This is a genomic window from Faecalibacterium sp. An192 (assembly GCF_002160175.1).
Classification (GTDB): domain Bacteria; phylum Bacillota; class Clostridia; order Oscillospirales; family Ruminococcaceae; genus Faecalibacterium.
In genome coordinates this window covers 24,482-37,119 of the sequence record NZ_NFKB01000034.1, presented here as the reverse complement: position 1 = coordinate 37,119, position 12,638 = coordinate 24,482, and the positions used below count along the sequence as shown (strand labels likewise).

The following is a 12,638-nucleotide window of genomic DNA, read 5'->3' as shown; positions in this document are numbered from 1 at the left end:
TGTTTCCAACACTTTAAAGGTTCCGTTACAAGTATTCGATATTGTTCAATTTTCAAGGTCCTGTCCGCTCAGCCTCTCGGCTGGCGACCTGTTTATTTTACCACAGCGTTTCGAACTTGTCAAGCACTTTTTTCGAAGTGTTTTTAGTTCTTTTCGCTTTGTGGGCCGCCCCGTCAGGGCGCTCACATATAGTACTACCTTTCCCTCTTTTTGTCAACCCCTTTTTTCAACTTTTTTTGCAAGTCGGAAAACTTTCTTGACAACGCCCCCTATCCCCCATTATGATACAGGTATTCTCTATATAAGTAAGAGAGTCCCGGCCCCGCCTGCTTTGCAGGCCGCCGGGCTCCTTTCCAACTGCTTTATCTCAACAGATTCCTGAGAAAATCTCCGCCGCGCGAACGCTCTTTTGGGGCGGGCGGCGTGATCTTATAAAATAAAAGGAGTGTGGGTTATCATGTCCTGTATCACTGTGTGGGGCTGCCGGATTGGAGAAGGCCGGCCCAAAATCATCCTGCCCATTGTGGAGCAGACCGAGTCTGCCGTCCTGGAACAGGGTCGGGCGTTTGCCGGTCTGAAAGTGGACTGTGTGGAATTTCGTGCCGACTGGTTTGAAAGCTGGCGGGACAGCGCAGCGCTGAGCCGCTGTCTCATCGGGCTGCGTCAGGTGCTGGGAGACAAGCTCCTTCTGGTCACCCTCCGCACTCAGGCCGAAGGCGGCGAGGCAGACGCCTCCCTTGAAGAATACACTGCCTTTTGCCGCCGGGTCTGGGAGAGCGGCTGTGCCGATCTGCTGGACATTGAGTTCCTCCCCGCCGGGGATGCTCTTTCCGGGCTGATTGCAGAGGCTCACGCCCACGGGGTCAAGGTGGTCTGTTCCAGCCACGACTTTGCCCAGACTCCCTCCCGGGAGGAAATGGTATCCCGGCTCTGCGCCATGCAGGCCGCCGGGGCCGATCTGCCCAAACTGGCCGTTATGCCCCAGAGCCGCCGGGACGTGCTGGCTCTGCTGGAGGCCACCGCCGAAATGGCCGATCTCCACCCTGAAACCCCCGTCATCACCATGAGCATGGGGGCTCTGGGCGGGGTCAGCCGGATTTGCGGCGAGTCCATGGGCTCGGCCATGACCTTTGCCTGCGCCGGCAAAGCCAGCGCCCCGGGCCAAATCGAGCTGGACGTCCTTGCTCCCATCCTGGACCGTTTGGCTTTGTCCTGATTTTCCCTATTATATGTAAGAGACAAAAGCAACGGACCGCCCTCTCCCGCTCTGGCAGGGGTGCGGTCCGTTTTCTTTCAGGGATTCAGGGCGGTCAGCCGCGGCCCCGGCCGGTCAGTTTGCCCAGGGCCACCTTCCAGCGGGGATAGCCCCACCGGGGGTCCTCGGTGAAGTCGTCCGCCAGCTTCCAGGGATAGACGGTGCCGTCAAAATACAGATTGCCCGCCTCATCCACTTTGGTCAGCTTTTTGGGGAGATACTCCTCATTGTAGTAGCCGGTTTTGGGGCGGAGCCAATGAAGGGTGCCGTCCTCATCCATCCGCTCGGCCCAGGCGCCGAACACAAAGGTGGCCGCCTCGCCATAGCAGTGCTGTTCAAACCGGATTTTTCCGTCATAATAAAACTTGATGACTTCCAGCGTGCCCGACTCCTTTTTTCCGTCGCGGCCCAGCGTGGGGCGGTAGTCCTGCTGGTACCGGCAGCCGCAATGGCTCCCGGCAAAGTCTCTGGCATGGTAGGCCATACCCTTCACCCATTCCTTTCTGCTTTCGTTTCCCCTGACAGGGATTGATTCATCTTAGCGCTCCACATCGTAGGGCCAGGCCATGATGCCGCCCAGATCGTACAGGTTGTGGTATCCCATGGCCTCCAGCTGGGCCGCCGCCATGGCACTGCGCTGGCCGCTGCGGCAATAGATCAGCCAGGCGGCCTCCTGATCGGGAATCACGTCCGCCGCTTTGATCCGGACGCTGCCCAGGGGCAGCAGCCGCGCCCCCGGAATGTGGCCTGCGGCATACTCCGAGGGCTCCCGGACATCCACCGGGACGGCCTCTCCCGCCTCCATCATCTGCCGCGCAGCGGCGGGGGTAATCTTCTGAACCATTGTTCTTTCCTCCTCTCTCGTTTCTTTTCCATCTTATGATAACAAACCTTTTTTGTTTTCACAAGGCTTTTCAAATTTCCCTCCCCGTGCTATACTGAACACATCCAGACAAGGAGGTTCAAGGATGCGATTTTCCACCAAAAGCCGGTATGGCCTGCGCCTGATGGCGGAGCTGGCCTGCTCGGGCACCGGGCGTGCCATGCCCCTGAAAGAGATCAGCGAGCGTCAGCACCTCAGCCTGAAATACTTGGAACAGCTGGTGACGCCGCTGGCCCGGGCCGGCCTGGTCAAGAGCGAGCGGGGCAGCCAGGGCGGCTATCGTCTGGTCAAGGACCCCAGCGAAACCACCGCCGGCGAAATCATCGCCGCCATGGAGGGGAGCGTCGCCCCCATCCCCTGCCTTGAGAGCGAAACCAACGCCTGCCCGCTGTCCGACCAGTGCGCCACCCTGCCCTTCTGGGCGGGACTGGACGAGGTCATCAACCAGTATCTGGACAGCGTCACCCTGGCCGACATCGCTAAAAGCATGGCGGAGGCCTCCGGCGGAGCCTGCGCCTGCGCAAAAAATCGAAATTTGCCCGAAAAAGACTCTTGACATCTGCCGAAAGATTGGTTATAATGATCTGGCATTCGACGAATGCCGGGTGTATAGGGGTATAGCTCAGTTGGTAGAGCAGCGGTCTCCAAAACCGCGTGCCGTGAGTTCGAGACTTACTACCCCTGCCAAGAGCACAGTGCCAGCCGGCGCTGTGCTTTTTTGTTTTATCCGCCCGGCGTTTGGCCCAGACTCTCCCCGGCAGGGAGGGTGCGGGTATTTTTTCAAGCGCAAGGAGGCGTTTTATGGATCTTGCCTATCTGCTGCTTTTGCAGCGCCTGCGGGAGGCGGCCGGCTGGCTGCTGAACCCGGCGATGGAGCTGATCAGCGAACTGGCCGCCAGTTCCCTGACCATTGCTGTGGCGGCCTTTGTGTTCTGGGCGGTGGACCGCCGGTTCGGCAGCTTTTTGATGCTCAACTATGTGGGCAGCAGTCTGCTGGTCCAGGTGTTCAAGCTCACCGCCTGCGTCTACCGCCCCTGGGTGCGGGACCCCCGCATTCAGCCGATCACCAACGCCATCGATACCGCCACCGGCTATTCCTTCCCTTCCGGCCACACCCAGAGCGCCGCCGCCATTTACGGCAGCGTGGGCCTGTGGTACGGCAAAAAGCGCCGCTGGCTGGCGGTCCTGATGGCGGTTATGATCCTGCTCACCGGCTTTTCCCGGAACTATCTGGGGGTCCACACCCCTCAGGATGTCCTGGTCAGCCTGGCTTTAACCTGCGGCTACCTGTGGCTCAACAGCAAAATCCTGGCCCGGCTGGAGCGTCAGCCCAGCTTTGACCTGAAGGTAGCGGCGGTGGGCACCGTTCTGGCCCTGGCCGCCGTCCTCTGGTTTGAGTGCAAGAGCTATCCCATGGACTACGTCAACGGCGTCCTTCTGGTGGACCCCGAAATCATGAAGGAGGACGGCTTCATGGCGGCAGGCATGGTCTTTGGCTTCTTCCCCGGCTGGCTCATCGAGCGCCGGTGGCTCCAGTTCTCCACCGACCACCGCAGCGCCGGGCAGTTTATCCTGGCCGCTCTGGCCCTGCTGCCCATGCTGCTGATCTACAAGCTGCTGCCCCTGGCCCTGACCGGCATCATGGGTCCCCTCTGGGCCGCCTTTGTCAGCTGCGCTCTGCTGGCCTTCTACGTCACCGCCCTGGTGCCCGCCCTCATCTGTAAGCTCCAGCGCAAGGCCCGCTGAGGTCTCTTTCCAGTTTTTTCGCCTCCCTTCGGGGAGGCTTTTTTCGTTGATTCGTCTGTTTTCGTCCAATTTCTGCAAAATCAAAAAAATTTGCATTTCAGGCTTGACAATCCCGCCCCGCGCTGGTATAATAAGTCACGTTCCGGCGGTCAGACGCCGGCGGCCATCAGAGAGTATGGCCCGGTAGCTCAGTTGGTTAGAGCACCAGCCTGTCACGCTGGGGGTCGTCGGTTCGAGCCCGATCCGGGTCGCCATATGCTGCTATAGCTCAGTTGGTAGAGCGCATCCTTGGTAAGGATGAGGTCTCCAGTTCAAATCTGGATAGCAGCTCCAGAGCACAACACCCTTGAAGTCACAGAACTTCAGGGGTGTTTTTTGCGTTTGCGGGAAAAGCGGGCGTTTCCCCTGTTCCCTTTCCGGGCTCAATGAAAAACCCCCGGCCGGGGCCGGGGGCATGGGATGTCTTATTCCGGCTGTGCCGGGGAAGCGGGGCTGGTCTGGCCCTCTGCTTCCAGTTCGTTGTCGTTGCCTTCATAGTAGGCCAGATACCGGTCCTCCCGGGAGGCAAAGACCGACGCCATGGTCAGCTGGCCGTCGTAGGTCCGGGCCCAGACGGCCCCGTCTCCCCAGCCGATGGTGGAGCCTTCCCGGACAAAGGCGTCCGGCTCCATCTGGGCGATCTGCTCCAGGAACTCCGCGGTGAACACCTGGTCATAATAGGGCAGGAATTCCTCCGCCGAGTTCACATAGGTCAGTTCCTGGCCGGGGAGCTGCAGCTGTTTGGGATAGAGGAACATCTCCGCCACCTTCTCCCGCTCTCCTGCGGCCGCCGCCTGCTGGAACGTCTCAAAATAAGCGATGATCTCTCCGTCGGTGACTTCGCCGGGCTCGGTGGATTCGGGCTCTGCCTGGACCTGGGCCGGCTGGGATTCCGAGGTTTCCTGGCTGGACGGGCCGGCCTGCCCGCAGGCGGTAGCCGTACACAGCACCATTGCCAGGGCCAGGGCGGCCGCCCCGGCCTTTTTTCTGCGCTGAACTGCCATAGGGTTTCTCCTTTCTGCGGCTGCGCCGCCTCCTAGCTCTTATTCTGGATACGTTCGGCCCCGCCGGGAAATTGCATCCCCAAAGGGTGAAATTTTCCGCCGCCGGGCAGCTCTTTCCCCCAAAGAAAACGGTTTGCCCCCATTGACGAATGGGGTTCTTCTTTGTAATATAAGGGATGGCGGAAGTTAAACGCGTACAACTCCCGCCGATTGGGAGGTGTGAAAGATGTATTTAAAGGACGCGCAGATTGGGCGGACCTATATTGTGGAGAGCATCCATCTGCCCTTTCAGATGGAGCGCCGGCTGGAGGCTCTGGGGATGACCCGCCAGACCCCCATCTCGGTGCTGAACCGGAAAGGAAAAGGAATTCTCATCATCAAACTGCGGGGCACCCGCTTCGCATTGGGGTACAACATTACCCAGAACATTGAAGTAAGGGAGGGTGAGCGGGATGCCTGAACAGCATGAAATGACCATCGGGTTCATCGGCAACCCCAACTGCGGCAAGACCACCCTGTTCAACGCCTACACCGGCGCCAACCTGAAGGTGGCCAACTGGCCCGGCGTCACGGTGGAAAAGGTGGAGGGCGCCATCAAGCACCACGGCCTCAACATCCACCTGGTGGACCTGCCGGGCACCTACAGCCTGACTTCCTACACCATGGAGGAGACGGTGTCCCGCCAGTTCATCCTCAGCGGCGAGGTGGACGTCATCATCAACGTGGTGGACGCCTCGGCCCTGGAGCGGGGCCTGTACCTGACCTTGCAGCTGCTGGAGCTGGGCAAGCCGGTGGTGATGGCCCTGAACATGATGGACATTGTGGAAAAGCGGGGCATGGAGATCGACCTCCACCGCCTGCCCGAGATGCTGGGCGTGCCGGTGATTCCGGTGTCGGCCCGGCAGCGCCGGGGCCTGGACGCCCTGCTTCACGCGGCGGCCCACCACAAGGACAGCACCGGTCCTGACCCGCTGGTCCATCAGCACAGAACCGAGTCCCACCATCAGCACGACCATCACACGGAATACACCATGGTGTACTCCGACACCATCGAGGACAAGATCGACCAGATCATCCCCGAGCTGCAGCACCGGTACCCCAGCCTGACCAACTACCGCTGGCACGCCATCAAGCTGCTGGAGGGAGACCAGGAAATCACCCAGAAGTATCCGGTGGACCTGCCCCAGGTGCTGGACCGCAGCTATGAGTCGGACATCATCAACCAGAAATACGACTTCATCGGCGAGATCATCGACGAAGTCCTGATCCACAAGGAGCGGCAGGACGTCCTGACCGAAAAGGCCGACCAGATCCTCACCAGCAAGGTGTGGAGCATTCCGGTGTTCTTCGGCATCATGGCGGTGATCTTCTTCCTGACCTTCACCCTGGGCGACTGGCTGAAAGGCTATCTGGAACTGGCCATCGGGGCCATTTCGGACGGGGCCCTGGCGGGCCTCACCGCCATCCACGCCGGGGACGTTCTCACCTCCCTGATTGTGGACGGCATCATTGCCGGCGTGGGAACCATCGTCACCTTCCTGCCCAACATCCTGATCCTGTTCCTCTGCCTGGCTCTGCTGGAGGACAGCGGCTATATGGCCCGGGTGGCCTACGTGATGGAGGGCATTATGAGCAAGATGGGCCTGTCAGGCAAGGCCTTCATCCCCATGCTGCTGGGCTTCGGCTGTACGGTGCCGGCCATCATGGCCTCCCGCGCCCTGGAAAACCAGCACGACCGGCTCAAGGTCATGCTGGTGACCCCCTTCATGAGCTGCAATGCCCGGCTGACCATTTACATTTTGTTCTCTGAGATGTTCTTTGGGGACCATGCCATGCTGGTGGCCTACTCCATGTACCTCATCGGCATCCTGGTGGCCATCCTGATTTCGGCCCTGCTCCACCTGCTGGACCGCAAAAAGGATCACGCCAACTACCTCATCATCGAGCTGCCCGAGTACAAGCTCCCCGACGCCCGCACCGTGGCCATCTACGTCTGGGAAAAGGTGATGGACTACCTGGAAAAGGCCGGCACCACCATCTTCATCGCCACCCTCATCATCTGGGTGGTGCTGAACTTCGGCCCCGGCGGCTACACCCCCGACATGGCCGACAGCTTCGGCGCCGTTCTGGGCAAAATCCTCACCCCCTTCTTTGCCCCCATCGGCCTGGGCTACTGGCAGATTGCGGTGGCCCTCATTGCCGGCATCTCGGCCAAGGAAGTGGTGGTGTCCAGCTGTGCGGTGCTGTTCGGCATCGTCAACGCCAGCTCCCCCGCCGGCATGTCCGCCTTTGCCGCCGCCCTGGAGGGGATCGGCTTTGGCTCCTTCAACGCCCTGTGCCTGATGATCTTCTGCCTGCTGTACATTCCCTGCGCCGCCGCCCTGGGCACCATCCGCAAGGAATCGGGCAGCTGGACCTGGATGGTCTTTACCGCCGCTTTCCAGCTGGCGGTGGCCTGGGTGGTGACCTTCCTGGTCTACCAGGTCGGCATGTTGATCCTGTAACCGGGAGGATGCGCCCATGGGTTCCCTCCTTGTGATTGCACTGATTCTGCTGGCTCTGGGCCTGTGGCTGGGCTGGGCGCTGGCCCGCATCCGCCGCCGCAAAAAGCAGGGCGGCGGCTGTGCCGGCTGTTCTTCCCACTGCCCCTACCATAATCAGTGCCGCTGAAATTTCCTGAAACGCACAAGCGCCCCGATGCCTTCAAGGCACCGGGGCGCTTTTCTTGTTGGATCAGATGTTGCTCAGCAAAAACCGAAGGGCGCCGCCGGTGTGCGCGATGCCGGTGGCGGTATCAATCCGGCATGGACACCGCCACGCCCTCAAACCTTCCCTCGAATTGGGCCCCGATCTCCGTCATGGTGTCCAGCAGGTGGTCCAGGGTGTCGGCGGGGGTAGGGGTCTTGCCGTTTTCCAGAAAACTCCCGTCCTCCCCCATGAAGGCGTATTTGATAAAGGTGCCCCCGATGTCAAACGCCAGATACTGTTTCATGGTTACCCGTCCTTTCTTCTGTGCCTGCTTTGGTGTGCAGCGGCCCGGCCTCAGGGCCAGCCGAACAGGGATACCCCGTCCGTCAGCTGCCCGATCCGGGCCATTTCCTCCCCGGTGAGGGCAAAATCAAAAATCGAAAAATTTTCCTCCATCCGTTCCCGGTGGGCGGATTTGGGGATGACGGCGATGCCGTTCTGCACCAGATACCGCAGCGCCGTCTGGGCGGCGGTTTTGCCGTGGGCCGCCCCGATCTCTACCAGCACCGGCTCATGAAAAACATCCCGCCGCCCCTCGGTGAAGGGCGCCCAGGACTGCATCCGGGTGCCCCGGGCCGCCAGGGCTTTCTGCAGCGCCAACCGCGGATAATACACATGGGATTCCACCTGATTCACGGCGGGGCGGATGCTGCACCGCTCTTCCAGGCGGTCGTACTCCTCCTGATTGAAGTTGGACACCCCGATGGCCCGGGCCTTTCCGGCCCGGAGAGCCTCCTCCATGGCCCGGTACATTTCTTCCGACTCGGGGTAGGGTTCATGGAGCAGCAGCAGATCCACATAGTCAGTTCCCAGGGTTTTCAGCGAGCGGTCAATGTCCGCTTTCGCCTTCTGGTAGCTGTTGCTGGGCTCCCACAGCTTGGTGGTCAGGAACACTTCTTCCCGGGGCAGGCCGCTGTCCCGAAGGGCCTGTCCCACCACGTCCTCGTTTTCATACATGCGGGCGGTGTCCAGAAGCCGATAGCCCACTTCCAGAGCTTCCCGGATGCACCGGCGGCCTTCCTCGCCCCGCAGCGTCCAGGTTCCAAAGCCCAGCGCTGGCATCTGCACCCCGTTCCCGATCTCAAAATACTCCATCTTTCCCCTTTCTCTTACTTTTCTGGAAGAAAAGTAAGCAAAAGACTTTTACTGTGTACCATATACTTTCCGGTTCTCCGTCACTTCCGCGAAGCCGTCCCGTTTCCGCTCGCTCCCGGCGTTTATGCCTGCGGCACAATACGATACAACGTTCTTTTCATTCCGTCTACATCGGAAACTTTCAGTCTAACATGTCATCTTATATACAAAAAGTTATTCTCCTGCATAGTCAATCCCCGCCTGGGCGGCCTGACTTTGCTGCAGCTTCCGGGGGATGTGATAGACCTTCCCGTCCTTGATGAACACTGCGCCGGTCTGTTTGAAATGGAACCGTACCCCATACCGGACGCACTGTTCCCGGATGGACAAAATCCATTCGTACCGGCAGGGCCGGGCCCCGGGGCCCGACTCGCCGCCGCACAGCACATATTCGATTTGGCCCGAGGCCAGATAGGGCTCGATGTTGATGGGCCCCAGCATGGGCTCATGACAGATGTGCTTGTGCCGGATGGGCAGGGTCAGATAGAGGGGCAGGCGGGCGTCGGCCATCTCCTGGTTTTCCGCGGTGCAGTAGATGGACACATTGGGATATCCCTCGCCCCAGTCCGGCGGGATGCAGTCCATAAACCGGTGGATCCGCTTGGTGATGATGGCGAAATCCAGATCCGGCCGCTGCCGCATCATCTGCCAGCAGGCCGGCCGCCAGGGGTCCGCCTCCTCCAGAAAGAAATCGGAGGTCATGCAGGTGAACACCGTCCCCTCCCCGGGCTGCAGCTTGTATTCCCGGTGCCGGTCCCGCCGGAGCGGCAGGTCAAAATCCCCGGTTTTGGCCACGGCGCTGGCGTCCCGCCCCACCGAGGCGTCCCGCCGGTAGACATAGCAGTGCATGCACCCGGCGCTGATCTTATGGCAGCCGTGCCATGGGTTCCAGATGGGCATGAGGTCACCTTCTTTCCACCGGCACAGGAATCACTGGACCTTTGCCTTTTTGCCGAACACCGGCGAAGCCAGGAAGGGCAAAAAGACCACTCCCATCAGCACCAGATGCAGCCCCACATCCAGCCAGCCGATGGTCTGGTTGCTGATTTCGGTGGTGCCGGTGTAGACCACCGTCAGGTTGTTGTTGAAGAAATGGAGCAGCACCGGGGCCCAGATGTTCCCGGTCTTGAGGTAGGCCCAGGCAAAAAAGATTCCCAGGGTCACGCAGGTAATCAGCTGGCTGGCCACGCTCTGCAGGGCGGTGTCCGGGGCGTAGAAAAAGAAGTTCAGGGGCAGATGCCACAGTCCCCACAGCACACCCAGCAGCAGGACGCCGCCCCGCATCCCGAACCGGCTCTGGAGCCGGGGCTGGAGGAAATACCGCCAGCCGTACTCTTCTCCCCAGAAGGGCGCAAAGCTGAGGAAAAAGTTGGGAATCAGCATCACCAACACCAGATAGGGCGCAGGGGTTGCCCAGTAGGCCAGATACTCTTCCAGCTGTCCGCTGATGGCCGCGCTGGCAAACACCAGCGCCGTCCGCAGCAGGATGTACAGCACCACACAGCCGCAGACCAGTTTTCCCTTTTGCCAGCCCAGACCGGCGGACTGGCGCAGTTCTTTTTTCTGTGCCAGAAGGACGCCCCAGCCCGCCAGGCTCCCCAGAATCACAATGAGATTGCAGGCCACCAGCCAGCCGCCTCCCGGCAGGATCACCGTACCCAGGCAGCACAGGGCCATCAGGCCGGTGCAGATCAGATGAAAGACAAAGAAGCGCCGGGGCATAGCGTCCGCCTGCCCGGTCAGCAGCAGGGCCGCGATGGCGCCTGCGGCCGGGTAGTACATCTGGGCGTTGGCGAAGATGTCGGTGGGGTAGCCGGCCCGCTGGGCGATGGCCAGAGGTATCCCCATCAGAAAGGGCAGCCCGTAGGCAATCAGGGCAAAGGGCACCAGCTGGCGTGCGGTGCAGCGCGGGGAATCTTCCATAATCAGGTCTCCTTTTCCTTATTAAAATTAAAGATAAGCCCATTATATCACAAACCGGCCCGGCGCGGAATAGGCTCCTTGTCCCCTTTTTCCGGCAGTTTTAAGGGGTTTTATTGTCCTGAACCGGCGGTTTGGGCCCGTCCTCCGGGCGCTGAAATATACTTCATTCCGGATAGGACGAAGATAGGCAAATTTTGAACAAAACATGAAAAAAGTATAAACAAACCCCTTGCATTTTCTGGAAAAAGGACTAGAATGGGAGATGGAGCGGCTGGATTGCGGCAGGCATCCAGCCTGGCAAGAAATCATACAAATAGGAGGAATCTTTATGGTAAGTTTTCTGCTCTGCCTGGCTCTGCTGATCATCGGCTACCTGACCTACGGCAAGGTCGTCGATAACACCTTTGGGCCGGATGACCGGGAAACTCCCGCTGTCCGCATCAACGACGGCGTCGACTACGTCGTTATGCCCCAGTGGAAACTGTTCCTGGTTCAGCTGCTGAACATCGCGGGCCTTGGCCCCATCTTCGGCGCAATGCAGGGTGCCCTGTGGGGCCCTGTGGTTTTCCTGTGGATCACCTTCGGCACCATCTTTGCCGGCGGCGTCCACGACTACTTCTCGGGCATGCTGTCTGAGCGCAACGAAGGCGCTTCCATCTCCGAGATCTGCGGCATCTACCTGGGCAACGGCATGAAGACCGTCATGCGTATCTTCAGCGTGGTGCTGCTGGTCATGGTTGGCACCGTCTTTGCCGTCGGCCCCGCCGGCCTGATCGTCACTCTGTTCAAGAACGGCGGCGTCACCGGTCTGCTGGCCAACACCGAAGTGTGGCTGTGGATCATCCTGGCCTACTACTTCATCGCCACCTTCCTGTCCATCGACAAGATCATCGGCAAGATTTACCCCGTCTTTGGTATCTGCCTGATCGTGATGGCCGTAGGCGTTGCCATCGGCATCTTCACCAACTCCAACTACGTCATTCCTGAGCTGTGGACCCACTTCTACAACATGGAGCCCACCGGCAAGCCCATCTGGAGCTTCATGTTCATCACCGTCGCCTGCGGCGCCATCTCCGGTTTCCACGCCACCCAGTCGCCTCTGATGGCCCGCTGCATGAAGTCGGAGCGTCAGGGCCACATGGTGTTCTATGGCGCCATGGTCTGTGAGGGCATCATCGCTCTGATCTGGGCCGCCGCCGGCTGCTCCATCTACGAAGTCACCAACGGTCTGAACACCGGTCTGCAGGCTTCCCTGGCCAACGGCCAGTCCGCCGCCATCTACGACGTCTGCGCCAAGACCATGGGCGGCATCGGCGTGGCTCTGGCCATGCTGGGCGTCATCGCCTGCCCCATCACCTCGGGCGACACCGCATTCCGCAGCGCTCGTCTGACCCTGGCCGACTGGTTCAAGCTGGACCAGGAGGGCTTCAAGAACCGTCTGATCCTCTGCGTGCCTCTGCTGCTGGTGGGCGCCTTCGTCGGTCACCTGGACTACTCCATCGTCTGGCGTTACTTCAGCTGGACCAACCAGACCCTGGCCATGATCGTTCTGTGGGCTGCCAGCATGTACCTGTTCCAGCAGAAGAAGAACTACTGGATCACCGCTGTTCCCGCCACCTTCATGAGCGCCGTGTCGGCCACCTACTTCCTGCTGGGCAATGAGTGCCTGGGCCAGTTCCTGAACACCAAGGACGCCTCGGGCGCCGTCGTCTACAACACCGCCGTGGCTTACCCCGTGGGCATCATCTTCGCCGTCCTGCTGCTGGCTATCTTCATCCACGCCACCAAGAAGCAGCCCGCCAAGAAGTAACCCCTTCTGCCCGGTCTGGCATACGTAAAATTCACCCTACCTGCCAGCCGCTGACCTCCAACAGCGGCTGGCAGGTTTTTTATCAAACATCAAACA

At 60.2% G+C, this 12,638-nt stretch carries 14 protein-coding genes and 3 tRNA genes; 10 read left to right on the top strand and 7 right to left on the bottom strand.

The genetic code is table 11. The features are described 5' to 3' along the window. Positions 1 to 457: 457 nt before the first annotated feature. The gene (aroD, locus tag B5F27_RS10930; RefSeq protein WP_087367587.1) at positions 458 to 1,216 is read left to right on the top strand and encodes a type I 3-dehydroquinate dehydratase; all 759 of its coding nucleotides are present in this window, start codon (positions 458 to 460) and stop codon (positions 1,214 to 1,216) included. 94 nt (positions 1,217 to 1,310) lie between these two features. Here the strand turns inward: aroD and B5F27_RS10925 are convergent, their stop codons facing one another. After that, a complete protein-coding gene (locus tag B5F27_RS10925) occupies positions 1,311 to 1,739 on the bottom strand; it encodes a hypothetical protein (RefSeq protein WP_087367584.1) in 429 nt (142 codons plus the stop codon). 54 nt (positions 1,740 to 1,793) lie between these two features. Continuing rightward, the gene (locus B5F27_RS10920) at positions 1,794 to 2,099 is read right to left on the bottom strand and encodes a rhodanese-like domain-containing protein (RefSeq protein ID WP_087367581.1); all 306 of its coding nucleotides are present in this window, start codon (positions 2,097 to 2,099) and stop codon (positions 1,794 to 1,796) included. A 124-nt stretch (positions 2,100 to 2,223) separates the two neighbouring features. Between B5F27_RS10920 and B5F27_RS10915 the strand changes: the two genes are divergently transcribed. The 5 genes from B5F27_RS10915 to B5F27_RS10895 all read left to right on the top strand — a co-directional run bounded on the left by B5F27_RS10915 (position 2,224) and on the right by B5F27_RS10895 (position 4,217). Beyond that, positions 2,224 to 2,694, top strand: coding sequence for an Rrf2 family transcriptional regulator (locus B5F27_RS10915; RefSeq protein WP_087249628.1), 471 nt, complete (start codon positions 2,224 to 2,226; stop codon positions 2,692 to 2,694). Positions 2,695 to 2,749: 55 nt separating this feature from the next. Continuing rightward, a tRNA-Trp gene (locus B5F27_RS10910) sits at positions 2,750 to 2,825 on the top strand. A 114-nt stretch (positions 2,826 to 2,939) separates the two neighbouring features. Next, entirely contained in the window at positions 2,940 to 3,884 is a 945-nt protein-coding gene (locus B5F27_RS10905) for a phosphatase PAP2 family protein (protein ID WP_087367578.1), read from the top strand. A 177-nt stretch (positions 3,885 to 4,061) separates the two neighbouring features. After that, positions 4,062 to 4,138: transfer RNA gene (locus tag B5F27_RS10900), tRNA-Asp, on the top strand. Between the two features lie 3 nt (positions 4,139 to 4,141). Beyond that, positions 4,142 to 4,217: transfer RNA gene (locus tag B5F27_RS10895), tRNA-Thr, on the top strand. Between the two features lie 131 nt (positions 4,218 to 4,348). On the opposite strand, the gene B5F27_RS10890 is transcribed toward B5F27_RS10895, so the two are convergent. Continuing rightward, positions 4,349 to 4,927, bottom strand: a complete 579-nt coding sequence (locus B5F27_RS10890; RefSeq protein ID WP_087367575.1) for a hypothetical protein — start codon at positions 4,925 to 4,927, stop codon at positions 4,349 to 4,351. Between the two features lie 226 nt (positions 4,928 to 5,153). Between B5F27_RS10890 and B5F27_RS10885 the strand changes: the two genes are divergently transcribed. Genes B5F27_RS10885 through B5F27_RS10875 form a run of 3 tightly spaced genes read left to right on the top strand, consistent with a single transcriptional unit; the run spans position 5,154 to position 7,597 of the window. Continuing rightward, positions 5,154 to 5,387: a FeoA family protein gene (locus tag B5F27_RS10885; RefSeq protein WP_087367572.1), complete on the top strand. Its 234-nt coding sequence runs from the start codon at positions 5,154 to 5,156 to the stop codon at positions 5,385 to 5,387. After that, positions 5,380 to 7,431 carry a ferrous iron transport protein B gene (gene feoB / locus B5F27_RS10880; protein WP_242962169.1) on the top strand — a complete coding sequence of 684 codons (2,052 nt, stop codon included), beginning with the start codon at positions 5,380 to 5,382 and terminating at the stop codon, positions 7,429 to 7,431. Before B5F27_RS10885 ends, feoB begins: the two co-directional genes overlap by 8 nt. 16 nt (positions 7,432 to 7,447) lie before the next feature. Then, a complete protein-coding gene (locus B5F27_RS10875; RefSeq protein ID WP_087367569.1) occupies positions 7,448 to 7,597 on the top strand; it encodes a FeoB-associated Cys-rich membrane protein in 150 nt (49 codons plus the stop codon). A gap of 124 nt (positions 7,598 to 7,721) precedes the next feature. Here B5F27_RS10875 and B5F27_RS10870 read toward each other — a convergent pair whose 3' ends face one another. The 4 genes from B5F27_RS10870 to B5F27_RS10855 form a co-directional block, all read right to left on the bottom strand. Continuing rightward, positions 7,722 to 7,919 (bottom strand): ROK family protein, encoded by a 198-nt coding sequence (locus tag B5F27_RS10870; RefSeq protein WP_087367566.1) that lies wholly within the window; start codon positions 7,917 to 7,919, stop codon positions 7,722 to 7,724. Between the two features lie 50 nt (positions 7,920 to 7,969). Then, positions 7,970 to 8,770, bottom strand: a complete 801-nt coding sequence (locus B5F27_RS10865; RefSeq protein ID WP_087367564.1) for an aldo/keto reductase — start codon at positions 8,768 to 8,770, stop codon at positions 7,970 to 7,972. A gap of 213 nt (positions 8,771 to 8,983) precedes the next feature. Further along, entirely contained in the window at positions 8,984 to 9,709 is a 726-nt protein-coding gene (locus B5F27_RS10860) for a DUF5131 family protein (protein WP_087367561.1), read from the bottom strand. A 30-nt stretch (positions 9,710 to 9,739) separates the two neighbouring features. After that, entirely contained in the window at positions 9,740 to 10,732 is a 993-nt protein-coding gene (locus B5F27_RS10855) for a CPBP family intramembrane glutamic endopeptidase (protein WP_087367558.1), read from the bottom strand. Between the two features lie 328 nt (positions 10,733 to 11,060). On the opposite strand from B5F27_RS10855, the gene B5F27_RS10850 reads away from it, so the two are divergent. Further along, positions 11,061 to 12,542 (top strand): carbon starvation CstA family protein, encoded by a 1,482-nt coding sequence (locus B5F27_RS10850; RefSeq protein WP_087248602.1) that lies wholly within the window; start codon positions 11,061 to 11,063, stop codon positions 12,540 to 12,542. Positions 12,543 to 12,638: the final 96 nt, after the last annotated feature.

Coding starts and splice junctions, on each gene's coding strand:
- B5F27_RS10925 (WP_087367584.1), bottom strand. CDS start 1,739: ATGGCCTACCATGCCAGAGACTTTGCCGGGAGCCATTGCGGCTGCCGG.
- B5F27_RS10890 (WP_087367575.1), bottom strand. CDS start 4,927: ATGGCAGTTCAGCGCAGAAAAAAGGCCGGGGCGGCCGCCCTGGCCCTG.
- B5F27_RS10855 (WP_087367558.1), bottom strand. CDS start 10,732: ATGGAAGATTCCCCGCGCTGCACCGCACGCCAGCTGGTGCCCTTTGCC.
- B5F27_RS10875 (WP_087367569.1), top strand. CDS start 7,448: ATGGGTTCCCTCCTTGTGATTGCACTGATTCTGCTGGCTCTGGGCCTG.
- B5F27_RS10905 (WP_087367578.1), top strand. CDS start 2,940: ATGGATCTTGCCTATCTGCTGCTTTTGCAGCGCCTGCGGGAGGCGGCC.
- B5F27_RS10865 (WP_087367564.1), bottom strand. CDS start 8,770: ATGGAGTATTTTGAGATCGGGAACGGGGTGCAGATGCCAGCGCTGGGC.
- B5F27_RS10920 (WP_087367581.1), bottom strand. CDS start 2,099: ATGGTTCAGAAGATTACCCCCGCCGCTGCGCGGCAGATGATGGAGGCG.
- aroD (WP_087367587.1), top strand. CDS start 458: ATGTCCTGTATCACTGTGTGGGGCTGCCGGATTGGAGAAGGCCGGCCC.
- B5F27_RS10860 (WP_087367561.1), bottom strand. CDS start 9,709: ATGCCCATCTGGAACCCATGGCACGGCTGCCATAAGATCAGCGCCGGG.
- B5F27_RS10915 (WP_087249628.1), top strand. CDS start 2,224: ATGCGATTTTCCACCAAAAGCCGGTATGGCCTGCGCCTGATGGCGGAG.
- B5F27_RS10850 (WP_087248602.1), top strand. CDS start 11,061: ATGGTAAGTTTTCTGCTCTGCCTGGCTCTGCTGATCATCGGCTACCTG.
- B5F27_RS10885 (WP_087367572.1), top strand. CDS start 5,154: ATGTATTTAAAGGACGCGCAGATTGGGCGGACCTATATTGTGGAGAGC.
- feoB (WP_242962169.1), top strand. CDS start 5,380: ATGCCTGAACAGCATGAAATGACCATCGGGTTCATCGGCAACCCCAAC.
- B5F27_RS10870 (WP_087367566.1), bottom strand. CDS start 7,919: ATGAAACAGTATCTGGCGTTTGACATCGGGGGCACCTTTATCAAATAC.